Source organism: Nostoc sp. (assembly GCF_036917535.1).
Classification (GTDB): domain Bacteria; phylum Cyanobacteriota; class Cyanobacteriia; order Cyanobacteriales; family Nostocaceae; genus Nostoc.
Map to the genome: position 1 here is coordinate 17,934 of NZ_JBALDA010000076.1, position 19,093 is coordinate 37,026.

At 39.1% G+C, this 19,093-nt stretch carries 15 protein-coding genes and 2 pseudogenes; 11 read left to right on the plus strand and 6 right to left on the minus strand.

The genetic code is table 11. The features are described from left to right. Nucleotides 1–633: 633 nt before the first annotated feature. The gene (locus V7K56_RS24315; RefSeq protein ID WP_334914397.1) at nucleotides 634–1,314 is read left to right on the plus strand and encodes a tetratricopeptide repeat protein; all 681 of its coding nucleotides are present in this window, start codon (nucleotides 634–636) and stop codon (nucleotides 1,312–1,314) included. Nucleotides 1,315–1,316: 2 nt separating this feature from the next. On the opposite strand, the gene V7K56_RS24320 is transcribed toward V7K56_RS24315, so the two are convergent. After that, entirely contained in the window at nucleotides 1,317–2,219 is a 903-nt protein-coding gene (locus tag V7K56_RS24320) for an ABC transporter ATP-binding protein (protein ID WP_334914399.1), read from the minus strand. Between the two features lie 167 nt (nucleotides 2,220–2,386). On the opposite strand from V7K56_RS24320, the pseudogene V7K56_RS24325 reads away from it, so the two are divergent. The 3 genes and pseudogenes from V7K56_RS24325 to V7K56_RS24335 form a co-directional block, all read left to right on the plus strand. Continuing rightward, nucleotides 2,387–2,917 (plus strand): annotated as a pseudogene (locus V7K56_RS24325) (PhoD-like phosphatase N-terminal domain-containing protein); the annotation flags it as partial. A gap of 61 nt (nucleotides 2,918–2,978) precedes the next feature. Then, nucleotides 2,979–4,265 carry an AAA family ATPase gene (locus tag V7K56_RS24330; RefSeq protein ID WP_334914401.1) on the plus strand — a complete coding sequence of 429 codons (1,287 nt, stop codon included), beginning with the start codon at nucleotides 2,979–2,981 and terminating at the stop codon, nucleotides 4,263–4,265. 8 nt (nucleotides 4,266–4,273) lie between these two features. Then, nucleotides 4,274–4,798 carry a hypothetical protein gene (locus V7K56_RS24335; protein WP_334914403.1) on the plus strand — a complete coding sequence of 175 codons (525 nt, stop codon included), beginning with the start codon at nucleotides 4,274–4,276 and terminating at the stop codon, nucleotides 4,796–4,798. 165 nt (nucleotides 4,799–4,963) lie between these two features. Here the strand turns inward: V7K56_RS24335 and V7K56_RS24340 are convergent, their stop codons facing one another. Further along, complete coding sequence (locus V7K56_RS24340) at nucleotides 4,964–5,563, minus strand: hypothetical protein (protein ID WP_334914404.1); 600 nt, start codon at nucleotides 5,561–5,563, stop codon at nucleotides 4,964–4,966. Nucleotides 5,564–5,776: 213 nt separating this feature from the next. Between V7K56_RS24340 and dacB the strand changes: the two genes are divergently transcribed. Both dacB and V7K56_RS24350 read left to right on the plus strand, forming a co-directional pair. After that, nucleotides 5,777–7,246 (plus strand): D-alanyl-D-alanine carboxypeptidase/D-alanyl-D-alanine endopeptidase, encoded by a 1,470-nt coding sequence (dacB, locus tag V7K56_RS24345; protein WP_334914406.1) that lies wholly within the window; start codon nucleotides 5,777–5,779, stop codon nucleotides 7,244–7,246. Between the two features lie 29 nt (nucleotides 7,247–7,275). Beyond that, nucleotides 7,276–8,190 carry a S66 peptidase family protein gene (locus V7K56_RS24350; RefSeq protein ID WP_334914408.1) on the plus strand — a complete coding sequence of 305 codons (915 nt, stop codon included), beginning with the start codon at nucleotides 7,276–7,278 and terminating at the stop codon, nucleotides 8,188–8,190. 293 nt (nucleotides 8,191–8,483) lie between these two features. Here V7K56_RS24350 and V7K56_RS24355 read toward each other — a convergent pair whose 3' ends face one another. Continuing rightward, complete coding sequence (locus V7K56_RS24355; RefSeq protein ID WP_334914410.1) at nucleotides 8,484–9,530, minus strand: glycosyltransferase family 4 protein; 1,047 nt, start codon at nucleotides 9,528–9,530, stop codon at nucleotides 8,484–8,486. 120 nt (nucleotides 9,531–9,650) lie between these two features. After that, nucleotides 9,651–9,911, minus strand: a pseudogene (locus V7K56_RS24360) (SAM-dependent methyltransferase); the annotation flags it as partial. 454 nt (nucleotides 9,912–10,365) lie between these two features. Here V7K56_RS24360 and V7K56_RS24365 point away from each other — a divergent pair. Continuing rightward, entirely contained in the window at nucleotides 10,366–11,685 is a 1,320-nt protein-coding gene (locus tag V7K56_RS24365) for an ABC transporter substrate-binding protein (RefSeq protein WP_334914412.1), read from the plus strand. Between the two features lie 75 nt (nucleotides 11,686–11,760). On the opposite strand, the gene V7K56_RS24370 is transcribed toward V7K56_RS24365, so the two are convergent. Both V7K56_RS24370 and V7K56_RS24375 read right to left on the minus strand, forming a co-directional pair. Further along, the gene (locus V7K56_RS24370; protein ID WP_334914414.1) at nucleotides 11,761–12,384 is read right to left on the minus strand and encodes a hypothetical protein; all 624 of its coding nucleotides are present in this window, start codon (nucleotides 12,382–12,384) and stop codon (nucleotides 11,761–11,763) included. Nucleotides 12,385–12,417: 33 nt separating this feature from the next. Next, entirely contained in the window at nucleotides 12,418–13,155 is a 738-nt protein-coding gene (locus tag V7K56_RS24375; RefSeq protein ID WP_334914416.1) for a hypothetical protein, read from the minus strand. A 656-nt stretch (nucleotides 13,156–13,811) separates the two neighbouring features. Here V7K56_RS24375 and V7K56_RS24380 point away from each other — a divergent pair. The 4 genes from V7K56_RS24380 to V7K56_RS24395 all read left to right on the plus strand — a co-directional run bounded on the left by V7K56_RS24380 (nucleotide 13,812) and on the right by V7K56_RS24395 (nucleotide 18,914). Next, on the plus strand, nucleotides 13,812–14,498 hold the full coding sequence (locus V7K56_RS24380) for an Npun_F0296 family exosortase-dependent surface protein (RefSeq protein ID WP_334914418.1): 687 nt from the start codon (nucleotides 13,812–13,814) through the stop codon (nucleotides 14,496–14,498). Between the two features lie 354 nt (nucleotides 14,499–14,852). Beyond that, nucleotides 14,853–15,914 carry a uroporphyrinogen decarboxylase gene (hemE, locus tag V7K56_RS24385; RefSeq protein ID WP_334914420.1) on the plus strand — a complete coding sequence of 354 codons (1,062 nt, stop codon included), beginning with the start codon at nucleotides 14,853–14,855 and terminating at the stop codon, nucleotides 15,912–15,914. A gap of 172 nt (nucleotides 15,915–16,086) precedes the next feature. Continuing rightward, entirely contained in the window at nucleotides 16,087–17,046 is a 960-nt protein-coding gene (locus V7K56_RS24390; protein ID WP_334914422.1) for an NAD-dependent epimerase/dehydratase family protein, read from the plus strand. Nucleotides 17,047–17,315: 269 nt separating this feature from the next. Continuing rightward, nucleotides 17,316–18,914 (plus strand): B12-binding domain-containing radical SAM protein, encoded by a 1,599-nt coding sequence (locus V7K56_RS24395; protein ID WP_334914424.1) that lies wholly within the window; start codon nucleotides 17,316–17,318, stop codon nucleotides 18,912–18,914. Nucleotides 18,915–19,093: the final 179 nt, after the last annotated feature.

Sequence of the window (19,093 nt, forward strand, 5' to 3'; positions counted from 1 at the left end):
GAATATATCTTGATATTTATTATAAAAGTATTTTGAGCAATATTTTTATAATTGTAACTATTATTACAAAATTCAGCTTTGACAAACATCCTTTACACAATTTTAGATTACGCTTTGGGCTTTAGTTTGTCCTAAACAGATTAATGGAACATTTTACAATTTAGATTTATCTTACCTTTGAATGACCAAAAAAAGATGTAAATGCCTGGATGATAACTTTTCAAAGGGTAGTATAAAGGATTAAAAATGTCAGAAAAAATTAGATGCATAGTCAGCAAATTATGCAATGAAATAAAAATAGGAATAAATGTCAAAGCCTATAAGCTTGCTGCATCCTAATCTAGGATTAAGGTCAGATACCTGTTGAGTATTTCAGAGTAACACGTATAACTACTGATTAAAAAAGGTGTCTTTTGCTATGGTACTGGTTTATATGTAGGGTACTTTCACCTGCTCCGCAATCGCTTACACTTCATTCTTCAGTAAAAACTCTGTTATGTAGTGCTAAATGTAAACGAAAGGAGAATGAACTATTAACATCTTAATCAATACGAAGAAATACAGTTTTCAAAGGTCCATATTTTTGTTTTAATGTACAAGAAAAAAGTCCTCTAAAATTTCAGGAAATTTACTGTGTACAAGCCAACATCATTCGTGTTTAGTGTGGTGTTACTAGGATGTTTTACTTTCACCATACCTTCAGTAGCTCAGGCTCAGGTATTAGTGGCACAAGCCAAAAACCCAGAGTTAAAGCAATTGCTGGAGGAAGGACGGAGATTAGTGAATGCCGGTGATTATGGTGGTGCGATCGCTGTTTATCAGCAAGCAGCTAGTATAGATCGCAAAAATGCTAAAATTCATTCAGGTATTGGGTATTTATACGCTCAACAGGGAAATTATCAGGCAGCATTAACAGCTTATCGTCGGGCGATCGCTATCAATCCTAACAATAGTGATTTTTACTACGCTGTGGGTTACATCAAAGCTAATTTGGGCGACACACGTGGGGCAAAGGAAGGTTATCGTCGTGCGATACAGCTGAACCGTAATAACGTCAACGCCTATTTAGGATTGGCTGTGACGCAATCGCGTATGGGAGACTATAATGCTGCTACTTGGGCATACCAACAAGCAATCGACTTGGATAAAAACAATGCCCAGACTTATGAGTTGATGGGTTCGATGTATAAACAACGACGACAAGCTAAACAAGCAAACAGCTTGCTTCAGAAAGCGCGTGACTTGTACAAGCGCCGCAATGACTCAAATGGCGTAGAAAGGGTAGAAGCCATGCTGCGGCAGTTAGGAGGATGAGGTTAATCTAACTGGCGTCCCGTTAATTCCACAAAAATATCTTCCAGATTAGAGGGACGCACCATCATTCCGGTTTTATCCGGCTGTTCATTCAAGTAGATATTTGCTGCTTCCAAGGATGGGAAAAACAGATATTCCCAATTACGAACGTTATCGCTTCCGACATTAGACACACCTAATTGTTTCATCACCAAACCTTCACCGTGAGCAGAACGCAGCTGTTGTAAAGTTCCCAAAGAAATCAGCTTACCGCTATCCATAATACCGATGCGTCCTGGCTTGGTAGAGCCAAAGGCATTGCACAAAAATTCGACCTCATCCATATAATGGGTCGTAAGTAGCATCGTCATCCCTTGTTTATTCAAATCCCGAATGATTTCCCAGAGGCGTCGCCTAGTTTGGGGGTCTAGTCCTACCGTTGGTTCATCCAGAAACAAAATTTGCGGTTGATGCAATAAAGCTCTCGCAATCTGCAACCGTCGTTTCATGCCCCCAGACAGGGTTTTTACCAAATCATCACGTTTTTGTGCTAGCTCAACATACTCTAGCCATTGATTTATCAATTTTTGTCGCTGCGGGTTACTAATGTGATGTAGTCTCCCGTGCAGTTCCATATTTTCCCAAACGGTTAAATCGTTATCCACACTGATTTGTTGTAAGACTACACCAATACTCTGCTTTGCCAACATTGCTTGGCTCATCACATTATATCCACCTACTTCTATGCGTCCTTGGGACGGTTTCGTAAGTGTAGTCAGCATCCGAATTGTAGTTGATTTACCCGCACCGTTTGGGCCAAGTAGAGCAAATATCTCTCCCGCTTCAATTTGAAATGACAGGTCATTGACTACAGGTACATTATTGTAAAACTTGTAGACGTTTTCTAAAAAGACAGCAGTCGTCATGGATAAATTTGCTCACATTAGTTCCTAATCAACACTACCATTCTGATTACATCAAACTAAATATATTTTATTAAGCCTTGGAGGACTCAATCTTTACTTATTGCGATAGCAAGGTATGGTAAACACTTATCCTGTAATACTTTAGTTTAAGGTTGCTATTATTTAGCATGGAATCTCATCATCCATTGAAGCTAAACCGTCGCCAGTTTTTGCTACGTTCAGCTATTACTGCTGGTGGAATTATTTCCACAAATTTTGTAGCTAAATCACCAGTTTTTGGCAAAGCACCTACAATCATCACCTCTGATAAAATGCATCCTAGCATACCTTATGGTGTAGCTAGCGGTAATATATCTAACGATAGCATTGTCATCTGGAGTCGGAGCGATCGCCCCACCAAAATGATCGTAGAATATTCTACTAGCGAATTTTTTCACAATGTGCAGCGCGTTGTGGGGTCTAATGCTTCAAAGAATAGCGACTTTACAGCATGACTTTATCTAAAGAATCTACCACCAGACCAACAATTATTTTATCGGGTGATTTTCCAATATTTAGATTATCAACGCACTTACAGCGCTCCTTTTTATAGTACTTTCCGAACTCCCCCCAAATCTGGACGAGATATATTCTTTGTTTGGGGTGGCGAGACCGCCGGTCAAGGATGGGGAATTAATTCCAATTTTGGTGAGATGAAAAACTTGTGCGATCGCTATTGTTAGGAGCTAAATTGAAGTAGGTAAAGTTTTGGAGTTGGTCATGCTTAAGCAACTCATCTTAGAAAATTGGAAAAGTTTCCGTTATGCAGAGCTTCCACTTGACCCATTGACTGTTCTGATTGGTACAAATGCAAGTGGTAAATCTAATGTAGTTGAAGCTTTAGAATTTTTACAAAGAATAGCTAGAGGTGAGAATGTTGAAGCAGCTTTAGCAGGAGATAAAACGCTTACTTCTATTCGCGGTGGTGTAGAATGGGCTGTAAGAAAATCAGAAAATAAGGAAACTGAGTTTACATTAAAGATATTAGTTCAGGGTGAGGATGAACAAACAGATTATTTGTATGTGATTAATATAAGCACATTACATATAGTCCAAGTTAGAGAAGAATATATTGAATTTCAATCACTTAGTGAAACTAGCATCTCTAATTATATCAATAAAATTTTTACTAAAAGTTATATTTCCTCTAATAAAAGTGGATTAAAACAAATAGACTCTCGTATTGATATAGATGAATTTTGGCAATTTAATAACTTTTTAAATAAAGATAAAATTTTTTCAGTATTAAAAGAAATTAATAGTGAAGAAATTGAAGAGTTTTACAACAAATATCTACCAATAAGACAGCAGTTCAAAGATTGTATAATACACCATCTAGAAAATATTCTAATCTTTAATCCCATTCCTTCTAAAATGCGTGATTATTCACGTCTTTCTGAAACTCTAGAGAGTGATGGTTCAAATATTGCTGGTATATTAGCAGCATTGGATAGTAAACAAAAAACCAAAGTTGAATCAGCTTTATCAGCATATATTAAAGATTTACCAGAGGGCGATATTAAAAAAGTATTTGCAGAACCAGTTGGAAGACTTAAAACTGATGCGATGCTTTACTGTGAAGAAGAATGGAAACCTGGGGAAATAATACTAATAGATGCTAAAACTATGTCTGATGGAACCTTACGTTTTATAGCAATTATTACAGCCCTGCTTACCCGACCAGAAGGTAGTCAACTAGTAATTGAAGAAATAGATAATGGTCTTCATCCATCGCGTGCAGAATTACTGGTAAGAATACTGCGAGAAATTGGCAGCAAAAGAAAAATAGATATTTTATTAACTAACCATAACCCAGCTTTACTTGATGCTTTAGGCCCAGAGATAGTCCCATTTGTGGTTGTCGCACACCGTGATTCTGAAACTGGAGAAAGCAAACTTACACTTGTAGAAGATATTGAGAATCTTCCTCTTTTGTTAGCATCGGGCACTTTAGGTAAACTAGCAACTAAAGGTGCAATTGAAAAGAGCCTTTCTGATAATAAGTAAAGTTAAATATGAGAAAGGTTTTGATTATTGATACATCAATAATCTGTGTCTACTTAGGTGTACCTGGTAAAGAGACTTGTGGTTATGATAATGATAAATGGGATAAAAAAAGAGTTGAAGTCCGTTTTCAGGAAGAAGAAAAACAAGGTGCAAAGTTTATACTACCAATAGCAACAATTATAGAAACTGGTAATCACATTGCACAAGCTAACTTTAAGCGATATGAAATTGCTCAAGCTTTCGGTAATATTTTAGTCAAAGTAGCAGATGGAGTTATACCTTGGGGAGTTTTTGAAACTCAAGTGGGTGAACTTTGGAACTCAGAGCAATTAAAACAGTTGGCTATTGAATGGCCGACTCTAGCATCTAGAAAGATTTCCATTGGAGATGCCACAATTAAAACTGTGGCTGAATATTACGCTAAAACCAGTAGCACATTCCAAGTAGAAATTTTTACGGGCGATGGGGGACTGAAGGCTTATGAACCAGCTACCCCAGCACCTACGCGTCGAAGCAGCCGAACAAAAAAGTAAAAGAGAAAGTAATTAAAAAGGGTTTTGAAAATTTGGTTATCTTTCAGACCACTGCTTGCAGTTGCAGACTACTGTTTAGAGAACTAAAGCATTATCATTGTATAATCAACGACTAATCATTACTGGCTCCCCTTAATGGGGAGTTATTTGATATCAGTTAGCTAGCTAAAAGGAAATTGGTACATTTTTAAATGCGGCTGTATCTGGCACAAAAATGTCCAAATTGTTAATACCATCGGGAACTCTTAGCCAGATATAAGCATCTGCGGAGGCTTGTGGACGTACTGGGAACAAAGAAACGCTTCCTGTTGAGCGATTAAGAGCAACTCCTTTGTAGGTTACGCTAGTGTCAGGATTGCGGGCTGTTGTACTAGCAACCGATATAATATCACTACCAACAACTCCGTCTGTGGCAAGGCGACGAATACGCATTTGTACATTTACCACATCACGGTTTCCAGTTTCTGGGTCTTTAATGCGTTTTGCTGAAAGTAACTCAACTTCTGCCTTTTTGCCAAAAGCGGGCTGCACAAATTGACCAGGGCTAATTGCTGAAGTTGTTGCACTGGCTGGAGATGGTGAGACTGTTGCTTGTGGAGAAGTTGTAGCTGTAGGACTTGGCACTTGAGTAGGAATGCTGTTACTGACTGTATTAGTAGCATTTAGTGTCTCCCGTAACGTGAAAACTTCATAAGCTACATAGCCGCTACATCCCAAAGCCAAAGTAGAGAGTAATACAGCTACACCAGATAAAAATGTACTCACACCGTTGCCTCGATTTCGTGTTTTTGTATATGCAGATTGACTTACGTTTCTATTTTGTAATCCCATAAATTATGTTTGTGCGATCGCCTATATATGAAACATGTGAACATCTTCCTTATACTAATTAAGTAACTTTACTGAGCCAATTCTTCTCTCTCCGGAAAGAAATTGTTCGCAAGGTAAAAATATCTGTCTTTAGGATAAGGAAAATTGGTGAGACTTAAGACTTTCAATCAACCACTAGGTGTTTTGTTAATATTTTTGACTAGCCAAATAGGATTTAGTTCTATTGCAAAAGCACAAACCCCAGTTGCACCAACAACTACCACAAAATCAATTTGCTCTAGCCAACTGGGAACAGCTATAGATGCTGTAATCAATCGTCCCTTATTTAGTCGAGGGCGCTGGGGAATTTTGATACAACCTCTGTCAACTGGACAAACTCTTTACAGTCGAGATGCTCAAAAATATTTTATTCCTGCGTCTAACCTCAAATTGCTAACAACAGCAGCTGCGTTGCAGGAATTGGGTGCTAATTTTCGGATTCGCACCTCTATTTATCAAAATGGTAATGGTGTTTTACGTGTTGTCGGCAGAGGAGATCCTAGCTTAAGTGATACTGAACTACAAAAATTGGCACAACAGTTAAAACAGAAAGGTATTAGCCAAATTCAGCAGTTGACTGTTGATGATAGTTATATTCAAGGTGATATTGTTAATCCCACCTGGCAATGGGAAGATGTGCAGTCAAGTGATGGCGTACCAGTCAGCAGCTTTATTTTGAATCAAAATATTTTTAGCTTCAAACTTGTACCACAAGCTGTAGGTAAATCTTTGCAAGTGTTGTGGCTCGATCCTGATGAAGCGAAACAGTGGCGGATAATTAATCAGTCAGTAACCGTTCCCCAAAATCAACCAAGCTATGTTAATGTTACCCGCAAATTGTCAGGAACAGTATTACAAATTCAAGGACAACTGACAACGAATTCTGAACCCTCTTTAATAGATTTGCCCGTAGTCGATCCTAATTATTACTTCTTACGACGCTTCCGTACTGCTTTAGCAACAGAAAAAATTAGTTTGGGACAAACATTAGTAGCAAATGGTGGTGTGAATCAAGGGGAAATAGCATTTGTAAAGTCGCCACCTTTAGCTGAATTATTAGCAGAAACTCTTCAGAATAGTAATAATCTTTATGCTGAAGCATTGCTGAGAGCATTAGCTGTGAAAAAAATCAGACTGAAAAATCAGACTAGTGCTGATGTCGGTTTGGAAGTTGTCAAAGCAAGTTTAACTAAATTGGGAGTCGATCCAGCAAATTATATTTTAGTGGATGGTTCCGGTTTATCACGGCGTAACTTAGTGACACCAGAAGCTTTTGTCCAAACTCTGCGGGGAATGGCAAAAACCCCAACAGCATATATATATCGCGCATCTTTACCCGTGGCTGGTAAAAGTGGAACTCTGAGAGGCCGCTTTCAAGATACACCTGCTGAGGGCATTGTGCAAGCAAAAACAGGTACGTTAACAGGTGTAGTTTCTCTATCTGGATATATGAATGCGCCGAAATATGAGCCGCTAGTTTTTAGTATTATCGTCAATCAGTCGAATCAGTCTGCAACAGTTATACGGCAGGCAATTGATGAGGTTGTTGTGTTGTTAACACAGTTGCAGCATTGTTAATATGATACTTTTCACTCCTAACTTGTTTCATGCCAGCCAAAATCTTACCACCGCCCCTAAAACCTGGAGACTTACTACGAGTAATTGCCCCTAGTGGTGCTTTGCGAGAATTTGAAGAATTTAAACGGAGTCTAGAAATTTGGCGATCGCGTGGTTATCACTTACAAGTCAGTCCTCAGATAGATGACAAATATGGTTATTTAGCTGGAACAGACGAAACCCGCCGTCACCAGCTAGCAGCAGCATGGCAAGATCCTAATTGTCGTGGTATTCTCTGTGCCAGAGGTGGTTTTGGCAGCACCCGCATTTTAGAAGATTGGAATTGGTCAACCTCAGCGCTTCCCAAGTGGCTCATAGGCTTTTCTGATATTACAGTTTTATTATGGAGCCTTTATACAGCAGGAATTTCCGGCGTTCACGGCCCTGTAATGACAACTCTGGCAGATGAGCCAGATTGGTCAATTAAGCGATTATTCGATTGGGTAGAAGGTAGTTCTTTCACCCCTCTCAAAGGTTGCGGTTGGGGTGGTGGTGTGGTAAAGGGTACTTTGTTACCAGGGAATCTCACGGTGGCTACTCACCTTTTGGGTACACCAATCCTGCCACATTTAGATGGTGTAATTCTGGCGTTAGAAGATGTTACCGAAGCACCTTATCGAATTGACAGGATGCTCACGCAGTGGCGTTTGAGCGGTGCTTTGTCTCAAGTCTGCGGTATTGCTTTAGGGGGTTTTACTCGCTGTGAAGCGCCACCAACGATATCTAGTTTTAGTGTAGAAGAAGTATTGCGCGATCGCTTAGGTGATTTGGGTATTCCCATTGTTTCTGATTTGCCTTTTGGTCATGATAATCCCAATGCAGCCTTACCAGTGGGTGTAGAGGTAACTTTAGATGGGGATGCAGGAATATTAGCGATGCCTACGGCGGCAAGCTACGCACCATAGTTTCCCGCAAATATTGTAACTTTAGGTTATCATCTAGATTAGTCTCAAAGAGTAATTTACTTCTGCATTAAAACTAAATAATTTCTACCCAAATAAAAGTTTTTTCCATTCAAACTGGACTTTTTAATCACCCTCATTTATACTTTTTCTATTAAGAACTTAATTGTTGATAGTGAAGTGGGATAATACAATATTTCACCAGATGGATTAATAACTCCTCTTAGTTTGATCACAAAAAGTTTTAATAGTACATAAAATCAAATAATATCCAAATTAAAGGATGTTACTACTATTCATTTTTTTAGGATTTTTTGAAACCATTGTTCTACGCGATCGCCCATAGCTTTTAAAGAGTATAAAGTTTCTGCTTGCTGGCGACAAGCTTGGCGGTCAATTTCATCCAAATGCTTAATCGCTTCTACTAAACCTTGAACACTATCAGGTTCCACCAAAAAACCAGTTTTGCCTTCTTGGACAATTTCTGTTAAACCACCCCGACGGTAAGCAATTAAAGGCACTCCACAAGCAAGTGCCTCTATTGCTACATTTCCAAATGCTTCTATCCAACGAGGAGTTACTAAAAGTGCTCGACATTGACCTAACTTTTTTTGTAGCTCAACCGTTGGTAAAAATCCTACATATTCTATGGGAGCATCAGGATATTGTTGACAAATCTTCTCCCAGTAAGATACATCCTGTTTTAAACCAAATATTTTCAGTGTAATTCCGATTATTTCTGCTGCTGCTACCGCATCTTCTAGTCCTTTTTCAGGAGCTATCCTACCTACCCAGGCCAAGCTCTGAGTTGGTTTGGGACAAAATTGATAAATAGATAAATCTAAACCATTAAGCAGACAATAACATTGTTCTGCACATGAAAAGGTGACCGCCTGTGATTGAGTGTAAACACCAATAGTATTCGGAAACTCAATTGCCACACTTTCAATAATCTGATCCATTGTATCTGTCAAAGAACCCATACTGATAAAATGGGCGATGGGAGTGTTAAAAAAGGGTGTTAAATACAATGGCAGCCAATCATAAGCAAAATTCACAATCACATCATAATCTGCCTGCACTTGGCGAGCATAATTCCACATATTCGCTAAAACAGAATTTTTATGCAGCAAAATCGGATCACTACGACTCTGATTTTGGGCTGGTATCTGTATTAGTTCTCCAGAGATTTCTTTAATAAGTAATGAATTACTGACAGAACCCTGTGGTGCAACAATTTCTAATTGATGTCCTCGCCGCACCATCTCTGTAGCAAGATTAGATAAGGTCAACTCAACTCCGCCTCCCAATCCTGAACCTAACGCACCCATTGGTGTAGACATAAATAATAACTTATGGTACATTTTCGTCGTTAATGTATTTTTATAAAGATCATTTTTTCACCAAAAAAACGTACTTATTGGGTTTGGCTATGGCTCCACCCAAAAGACATGAAATTAAATTCAACTCTGCTTACGGTAACAGCGGGTTGTAATCAGGTAAGAATAAAAAACTTCTAAAAAGTGACTCTGAAGTGTATGGAAAAATGTTTCTACTACTTTAGGATCATCTAAATGAAAAGGGTATTCTTGATTAAAACCTTTAAAGAAATACCAATTCACTATTATCTTACCATCAGAGTTCAAAGCTTGATAAAATCGTAATAACTGCTGGCTAGGATCTAACAAATGTTCCAAATGTTCTAAAACATCAAAGCACAAAAGTTATGTTACAAGAAAATTAACATATTATATTATACAAGAAATATTTATCAGTTTCTCGAAAAAATTGAATAAGAATCATTCGCCAGAATACATTTGTCAGAATCACTCTCGTGGGGGATTGGGACCCGCCACTCATTGTAGACCACCAAAAATTCTAGTTTTGTGTGGTGTTTCACCATTTATTCATCCGCTCGCGGACTCGCTCTAAGCGAACGCGAGTGCGTCTCGTAGAGAAGCTATGCCGTAGGCTTTACGCTGCGCTATCCGCTCTTTCGTTCAGAATACCTTTCCTGTATTCTGGCGACTGACGCCAATATTGCTGTTTGATAAATTTAGGGGTGTGACTACCCTATATGCTGAGTGCAATTAATTTTACTTTTTACTCAGCACTCTAACTGGGCACTCAGCACTATTTTGGTGAAGTGATAGATGCCCAACAAATCTAAAAATTGACATGAAAGTTACCCTTTTCCAATCCCTAATTCCGAATTTTTCCCGCCAGTTGATCAATTCTATTTGGCGGCTTTCGCTGATGGGAATTATTCTGAGTATATTTTTGATATTTTTATATGGTTGTCAGGGGGCAGTTGAGAAAAATGAGGGAGTAATTCATCTGAGTCTATGGCAATCAATCAATCCCCCTACTAATCGGGATGTGTTTAGCAAATTAGTAGATAAATTTAATCAGACTCATACTGATGTTAAAGTGGAATCTATCTTCATAGGTCAACCCCAATTGCCAAAAATATTAACAGCAGTTGTGGGCAATGCGCCTCCAGATATTCTGTCATTCGACCCTCAATTGACAGGTCAGTTTATCGAACTAGGGGCAATTCGGCCTTTAGAAAAATGGCTGGATAAATTGCCATTGAAGTCGGAAATTAGCCCCAACCTATGGGAAGAATTAAAATTAGACGGTCATCTTTGGTCAATTCCCCTCTACACGAGCAATTTAGGCATTTTTTACCGACCTAAACTTTTCCAAGCTGCGGGAATTACGCAAATTCCTAAAACTTGGGAAGAGTTGAGGGAAGTTGCCAAAAAATTGACCATAGACAGCAATGGCGACAATCGACCTGAACAGTACGGAATATTACTGCCTTTAGGAAAGGAAGAATGGACTGTCTTTAGTTGGTTCCCCTTTTTATTGAGCGCTGGCGGAGAAGTTGTTACCAATAACCGTCCGAATTTGAGGAATGCAGGAGCGATCGCAGCATTACAATTTTGGCAAGACCTATTAAAAGATGGTTCAGCAACACTTTCTTCCCCAGAGCGAGGTTATGAAGAAGACGCTTTTATTGCAGGTCGCGTTGCTATGCAGATCACAGGTCCTTGGACTTATATAATAAAATCCAATGTTGACTTTAACGTATTTCCTATACCTACAAATATGAAACCTGCTACGGTGACAGCTACTGGAAATATGTATTTGATGAAGACCACACCAACAAGAGAGCAAGCTGCACTCAAATTTTTAGAGTATGTTTTGAGTGAAGAATTCCAAAAAGAGTGGAGTATGGGAACCGGTTTTTTACCAGTTAATTTTAAAGCTACTAAAAGTGAAGCTTATCAGCAATTTATCAACCAAAAACTTTGGTTAAAAGTATTTATGGAACAAATTCCTCTAGCTGGCGCTCGACCGATTATTGCTGGATATAGCCGTCTTTCTGACAGTCTTGGTCGAGCTATAGAAGCTACATTGCTGGGTGAGTCTGCGGAAAAAGCGCTCAAGATATCACAAGAGCGTTTAGAGCTGATTTGGGATGACAAATAAATTGGACTAGGTATTGGGTACTAAGGATTGGGGAACTGGTTGTATCCTCTGGGGTACAGTGACTTGAGTACATAATTAACTACTAGCATTGGTAAGAATTCCTACAAGTACTCGCACCAATTCTTCCAAACCTTCGGGAACGCGATAAAGTTTGATATCTTGCATAACCCGTTTATCTTGTCGATAAAATATTCCAAATCGCCAATCTTCTCCATTTGTTACAGCACCATACAAAGTTGGTGTTTGCGAATCTGTCCATTGGTCGAGTGCGATCAATTCAATTGCAAGTTGAGTAAACCCCCGGCTTAAATCGGATTGCTTGGCTTCAACGACTAACAGTGAATTGGAAGATGAAATATAGTAATCAAAACTTCCTTTGAGTTGTTCGCTAACATTAATCGGGTACTCAATGTTTAGTTGAGTTTGCGTTTGGTCACAAATTTCTAACAAAATAGGAGCAATTAAAACTTCACGTTTTGCAGCTTCACTGATAGGATTTACGCGCATGATATTGCGCCGTAAGTAACGCTGTAAAAATTCCAAATATTCAATTATACCTGAATATTGTGGTAGTTGTAGTGATCCGCGTTCGTAACTACATCCCAGTTCCGCCAAGATATCTGCTGGGGCATAAGGTAATTCAAAATACTTACTAAATGTATAACTTTGACCGAGTTGGAGAATGCGCGGGCGAGTCATAAATATTAAGGTTATGGAATATATCGATAAAAGTTAGGAAGAAACTCCAGTTTTAGGATGTAAATTTCTTTTCAATGTACACAAACCAATTGCTGGTATGACTCCCAAAATAACTGCTGTCAATCCTTGTCCACTCCAATATAGTATGGGAGTACGGTAAGTTTCTGGAATCAAATTTTGCATAATAAAAAGCAACCAAACCAAAATAGTGATCCAGAAGAAAGAAATTGAGGGTAAAAAATTCCACCACCAAATGTCTGCTGTATATCGCCTCAATACCAGCCATTGGCAAATCCCTAGCCAAATTCCAGAGATTATATATGCGATCGCAGACAAAAATCCAAAAATCAAAGTATCTTCAGAAGATGATGAGGCAATAGTAGAAATATAGTCAATCCAAGCTGTAGAAACACCATTGGCAATCAGCCAACCTACACTAGTAGCAAATAGCCACTGCCAACCCGGTAAATATCTGTAAAGGGCAAGGCTCTGGTCAGCGGCGAAAATCACGGCAAATACAACATTACTAAGACTTCTTACCAAAATACTCCATATTTGTGGTTGGATAGCAACGCTAGGTGAGAGACTTTGGAGAACTATTTTCTCTAAAGCGATACTAGCAACACCACCCACAACCCATCCGATCAGGGTCATTAAGGTAAACTGAATAAAGAACCTCTGTCGCTGCGATCGCGGAATCAAATATTTTCCTGGGTTAGGCTTATTATTAGCAGATGCAAGATGATCGGGATTGTTAGAGTCAGTTTGCATAAGAAGTTAGGGGAGTGAGGGAATAGGAGATCAGGGAAATTACGGAGCACGGGGAGAATAACTAATGCCCAATGCCCAATCTTCAATTAAATATTGATTCTTGTTTTACCCTATTTCTCAATCACCAGTCCTTATTTTCCATTCCCCACTTGCCACTCGCCACTTGCCCAAGGCGAGGAGACTATGTCAATAATAGCAGTCTATTCTCAATAGAGCCGGAATTAATCTCATTAATTTATCTTTATTCTTAAAGATTTAGAGGTAGTCCATCGTAGACATCGCTTTGAGTCTTGGAAACTAAACCAAACCAGAAGTGGTGATTTTTTTGTTAGTTCTTAATCTTGGTTGCGATCAAGAGTAATTTAGATATGTTTGTTCCGCCCACTATAATTGCACAATAACCTTCATTTAATCTTTAAAAACATTTTAGTATATACACCGTATCTTTTATGACTTATAAAAGTCAAAATAGGATTACAAAGTATTAAGAAAAAATTATATCTTTGAACTCGTGATATCCAACAACAGTCATATAGAAAAATAATTTTTGTAATTTTTTCTAGGTTTTTGGAATAATGAAACCAGTTTTTCATAGCTAGTTTTAAAGAAAATTTCAATCTTAATTATTTTTGTGTTCTTCAATATTTATTACTAGAATGCTGCAAAAATTATCATTGGCTTTAATCGGAACAATTATTGCAATTGTAAGTGCAAATCCAGCTAGTGCTGTGACTCTGCAAGTCAACAGTGGCCCGTTTTCTAGCTACGCTGATGCCAAAACTGTCACCTTTGACGATGGCACAGCAAACGATCCTAATGGATTTGTTACTTACTCTAATATTACTTCTAACATTGTTCAAGGTAGTGTATCTGGTCAATACGCCTCACCTTATGGGGATAATACCAAATTTCTAACAATTTCTCCCTCAGGTAGTAATGTTGCAGGCGACAGTGGTTTTGTCAATATTGCCTTCAAACAAGCTGTTAATTACTTCGGTTTTTATGCAGGTTCATTGGATGATTACAACTATGTTGATATTTACAAAGGTAATCAGTTGTTAAAGAGTTTTAATGGTACAAACGTACCAAATGCTACAGCAGACGGGAACCAGACTAGCACTCAATCTAATCTCTTTATCAATCTTGTAGCTGATACAGGAGAAACATTTGACCGAGTTGTGATGCGCTCAAATGGTATTGCCTTTGAAACAGATAACCACGCCTATAGACTAGCCAAGAGTGTTCCCGAATCTAATGCGATGTTAGGTGTGTTAGCAATAGGTGCTTGTGGTCTGACTTCACTTTTCAAACGCTCACAACATAAAGCGACAGTGAAAGGATAAATTTATCTAGATCCCTGTTGAAAAACCTTAAGGATGTGTCTCTATGCCATGCGTAGAGACACATTTTTTATGCATTTTTCCTTATGCGTTCCTTTGATGCAGAAGTGAGAGGTGTATTTTTAGGTGGAACTTAAAGCAATAATTTCATGAGATAAGCCAAAAAAAACAATAAATTGTAGTGCTTGCTGGTATTAATACTGTAGTCAAGCCAACTGAACGCTTATACCCAATAATCAAAATTTTATAAAATATTACTATTATGCCCTGCTATTCACCTTTTCCTGAAAACCTGCTGGAAAAGCGTAATCCCAGAATGATAAGCTAAACAGTGGCATAAATAGGATGAAGTAATAAATGGGTGTTTATTCAACGACTCCTCATCTCTTACGGGCTGCTCGTGGTGAAGTAGTAGATCGTCCCCCTGTATGGATGATGCGACAAGCGGGACGATATATGAAAGCATATCGAGACTTAAGAGAGAAGTATCCTTCGTTTCGCGATCGCTCGGAAATTCCAGAAGTAGCAATTGAAGTTTCCTTGCAACCCTGGAGAGCTTTCCAACCAGACGGAGTAATTTTATTTTCTGATATTGTCACCCCATTACCTGGTTTGGGCATTGACATGGATATTGCCGAAGGTAAAGGGCCAATTATTCATTCACCCCTCCGCACTCAAAAACAAATTGATAGTTTACATCCTTTAGAACCAGAAGCAGCCCTACCATTTATCAAAACAATTTTGCAAGCGCTGCGTTCGGAAGTAGGCGATAAATCAACGGTGTTAGGCTTTGTGGGTGCGCCGTGGACGTTAGCAGCTTATGCAGTGGAAGGAAAAGGTTCTAAAACCTACTCCATCATCAAAAACATGGCATTTTCAGATCCGACGATATTGCATCAACTTTTAGCTAAACTAGCAGATGCGATCGCCATTTATGCCCGCTACCAAATTGACTCTGGCGCTCAAGTAGTGCAAATGTTCGATTCTTGGGCGGGTCAACTGAGTCCTCAAGATTATGATACCTTTGCTCTCCCCTATCAGCAGAGAGTTTTCCAGCAAGTCAAGCAAACCCATCCCGATACACCTTTGATTTTGCTAGTTAGTGGTAGTGCGGGTGTGTTGGAAAGAATGGGACAATCTGGCGCTGATATTGTCAGTGTAGACTGGGCTGTAGATATGGCAGACGCACGAGCTAGATTGGGTAAAAAAGTTAAAGTTCAAGGAAATCTCGACCCAGGCGTGTTATTCGGCTCTAAACAGTTTATCCGCGATCGCATTCTTGATACCGTTCGCAAAGCTGGTAATTGGGGTCACATTCTCAATCTCGGTCACGGTGTCCTCCCAGAAACTCCCGAAGAAAATGTCGCTTTCTTCTTTGAAACCGCAAAGGAACTGAATCTTGCAGGAGTTAAGGGTTAGGAGTCATGCAATTTTAGATTTTAGATTTTAGATTTTAGATTTTTCCTTCAATCCAAAATCCAAAATTCAAAATCTAAAATTTCCAGAGTTATAAGTTATCAGTTGTGATTCGGAACTTTTAACTTGATTCTTAACTCTTTAGTTTTAACTCCTAAATTTTGAAAAATTCTCTATGAGCCAGAAACGGATTTTAGTGACTGGTGCAAGTGGTTGTATAGGTCATTATTTAACAGAAGCCTTAATTAAAGAAACAGATCACGAACTGTATCTACTAGTTAGGAACCCAAGCAAACTGCAAGTTGATACCAAGGTACGTTCAGGCATCAACGTTTTGCAAGGTGATATGCAAAATATTCACCAGTTTGCCGATTTGCTATCCACAATTGATACAGCAATACTCACAGCTACAGCTTGGGGTGGTAATGAGACATTTGATATTAATGTCGTCAAGACTATAGAGTTACTCGAACTGCTAGATCCAGGACGTTGCCAACAGGTGATTTATTTTTCGACAGCTAGCGTTTTGGATCGCTACAATCAACCATTAAAAGAAGCCGGGGAAATTGGGACAGATTACATCCGTTCTAAATATGAGTGCTTAGAGAAAAAAGAAAAATTAGCGATCGCATCCAAAATTACCACAGTATTTCCCACTTTAGTATTGGGCGGTGATGCCAATAAACCCTATTCCCATGCAACCTCTGGCATTCCAGAAATTACGAAATATATTAATTTGATTCGCTTTTTGGAAGCAGATGGCAGTTTTCACTTTATCCACGGACGAGATATTGCCACTGTCGTGCGATATTTGATTGATCATCCTCCCGAAAGCGATCAACCACGTCGGCTTGTTTTAGGTCAAGCACCATTAACTGCTAATCAAGCAGTGAAAGAAGTTTGTGCTTATCTGGGCAAAAAGATTTACTTTCGCATTCCTATATCTATAGCATTAGCTAATTTGATTATTGTTCTGTTCCGCATTCGGATGGCCGCTTGGGATCGGTTTTGCATGAACTATCGGCATTTTACATACGAAAAATTCATCAATCCCGATAGTTTCGGCTTGTCAAATTATTGTGCAACCATGAGTGATGTTTTGAAAATTAGCGGTGTTGAAAAGGCTAAAAATTGATTATAATCTGTGGCTTTTGACAACCTTTGAAAAATATTAGCAGAAAATTATCATAATTTCGTAGAGAACCTCTGGGTTTTCTCCATTAGCGACTGGCGTCATTGAGTATGAGTGAAGAATGGAAAATTATCTCTTTCCTCTCTGCTCCCCAGTCCCTCGATTTGAGTTAAAAATATCAATGGTAAAATAAAACAACTTTAATAAAAAGTCAATAACTATTTATTTTCGTTAAAGTGGGATAACAATCAAAGTGTGAGGATTAATACTAGATGCGAATACTGTTAGTGTATCCAATATTTCCCAAAACCTTTTGGTCTTATGAAAAAATCTTGGAGTTAGTTGATCGCAAGGTTTTATTACCACCTCTGGGTTTAGTAACAGTAGCCGCGATTTTGCCTCAAGAATGGGAATTCAAACTGGTCGATCGCAACATCCGCCCCGCAACAGAAGCAGAATGGGCGTGGGCAGATGTGGTAATCCTCTCTGCGATGATTGTCCAAAAACAAGATTTACTTGAGCAAATTCAGGAAGCAAAAAAACGTGGCAAGTTAGTCGCAGTTGGTGGCCCTTACCCCACCTCTGTACCTCATGAAGTTGAAAATGTTGGCGCAGATTTTCTGATTCTGGATGAAGGGGAAATCACGCTACCCATGTTTATTGAGGCAATAAAAAGGGGACACACATCTGGCACTTTCCGCGCCACAGAAAAACCTGATGTCACAACCACACCAATACCCCGCTTTGATTTATTAGAATTGAATGCTTATGACATGATGTCAGTGCAGTTTTCGCGTGGGTGTCCCTTCCAGTGCGAATTTTGCGACATTATTGTTCTCTACGGGCGCAAACCGCGCACCAAAACCCCAGCCCAACTTTTAGCAGAGTTAGATTATCTCTATGAATTGGGTTGGCGGCGGGGTGTGTTCATGGTAGATGACAACTTTATTGGCAACAAGCGAAATGTGAAATTGTTGCTCAAAGAGTTAAAAGTCTGGATGGCAGAACATAAGTATCCCTTCCGATTTGACACGGAAGCTTCAATTGACTTGGCACAAGATGCAGAAATGTTGGAGTTGATGGTTGAGTGTGGTTTCTCGGCGGTGTTTTTGGGAATCGAAACTCCGGATGAGGATAGTTTGCAAATGACCAAAAAGTTTCAAAATACTCGCAGTTCCCTAACTGAGGCAGTGCAAACTATCATTAAAGCGGGATTGCGCCCAATGGCTGGGTTTATTATTGGGTTTGATGGCGAAAAAGCAGGTGCAGGCGATCGCATTGTCCGCTTTGTTGAACAAGCAGCAATTCCTTCAACGACTTTTGCAATGTTACAAGCGTTACCTAATACTGCGCTTTGGCATCGCCTGAAAAAGGAAGGACGATTACGAGAAAATCAAGATGGCAACATCAACCAAACAACATTGATGAACTTCCTGCCCACCCGTCCTCTCGAAGAACTTGCCAGAGAGTATATTGAAGCATTCTGTACTTTATACGACCCAAAACAGTACTTAGACCGTACCTATCGCTGTTTTTTGATGATGGGCATGCCGAGTTGGAAAGCCCCAGCAAAAATGCCAGAGTGGGTAGTTGTTAAAGCATTGCTGATTGTGATTTGGCGACAAGGAATCAAACGGGAAACCCGCTGGAAATTCTGGCATCATTTTTTCAGTATTTTCAAGCGTAACCCTGGAGTTCTTGAACATTACATTTCTGCTTGCGCTCACAACGAGCATTTTCTGGAGTATCGCCAAATTGTCCGCGATCAAATTGAAAGTCAGCTAGCTGAGTATTTAGCACAAGGTGCAGAAAAGCCTTATGTCCTAGTGAAAGAAAAAGCTGAGGAAAAAGCTGAAGCGGTGGTTAGTTAAGGTTGGTAATGGGTAATAGTAAATAAATTACTTATTACCCGTTCTCAATTAAAATTATACAAATCCAATATTTGAGTTTAAATTACTTTACAACCATACACTTAAAATAGTACTCTTCTAGCTTGATTAGCAGAGGGAAAAGTGGTGTCACTACAGAAAGCAAGTATTGACGGAAAGTT

Coding starts and splice junctions, on each gene's coding strand:
- hemE (WP_334914420.1), top strand. CDS start 14,853: ATGGGTGTTTATTCAACGACTCCTCATCTCTTACGGGCTGCTCGTGGT.
- V7K56_RS24320 (WP_334914399.1), bottom strand. CDS start 2,219: ATGACGACTGCTGTCTTTTTAGAAAACGTCTACAAGTTTTACAATAAT.
- V7K56_RS24365 (WP_334914412.1), top strand. CDS start 10,366: ATGAAAGTTACCCTTTTCCAATCCCTAATTCCGAATTTTTCCCGCCAG.
- V7K56_RS24350 (WP_334914408.1), top strand. CDS start 7,276: ATGCCAGCCAAAATCTTACCACCGCCCCTAAAACCTGGAGACTTACTA.
- V7K56_RS24355 (WP_334914410.1), bottom strand. CDS start 9,530: ATGTCTACACCAATGGGTGCGTTAGGTTCAGGATTGGGAGGCGGAGTT.
- V7K56_RS24380 (WP_334914418.1), top strand. CDS start 13,812: ATGCTGCAAAAATTATCATTGGCTTTAATCGGAACAATTATTGCAATT.
- V7K56_RS24335 (WP_334914403.1), top strand. CDS start 4,274: ATGAGAAAGGTTTTGATTATTGATACATCAATAATCTGTGTCTACTTA.
- V7K56_RS24390 (WP_334914422.1), top strand. CDS start 16,087: ATGAGCCAGAAACGGATTTTAGTGACTGGTGCAAGTGGTTGTATAGGT.
- V7K56_RS24370 (WP_334914414.1), bottom strand. CDS start 12,384: ATGACTCGCCCGCGCATTCTCCAACTCGGTCAAAGTTATACATTTAGT.
- V7K56_RS24395 (WP_334914424.1), top strand. CDS start 17,316: ATGCGAATACTGTTAGTGTATCCAATATTTCCCAAAACCTTTTGGTCT.
- V7K56_RS24330 (WP_334914401.1), top strand. CDS start 2,979: ATGCTTAAGCAACTCATCTTAGAAAATTGGAAAAGTTTCCGTTATGCA.
- V7K56_RS24375 (WP_334914416.1), bottom strand. CDS start 13,155: ATGCAAACTGACTCTAACAATCCCGATCATCTTGCATCTGCTAATAAT.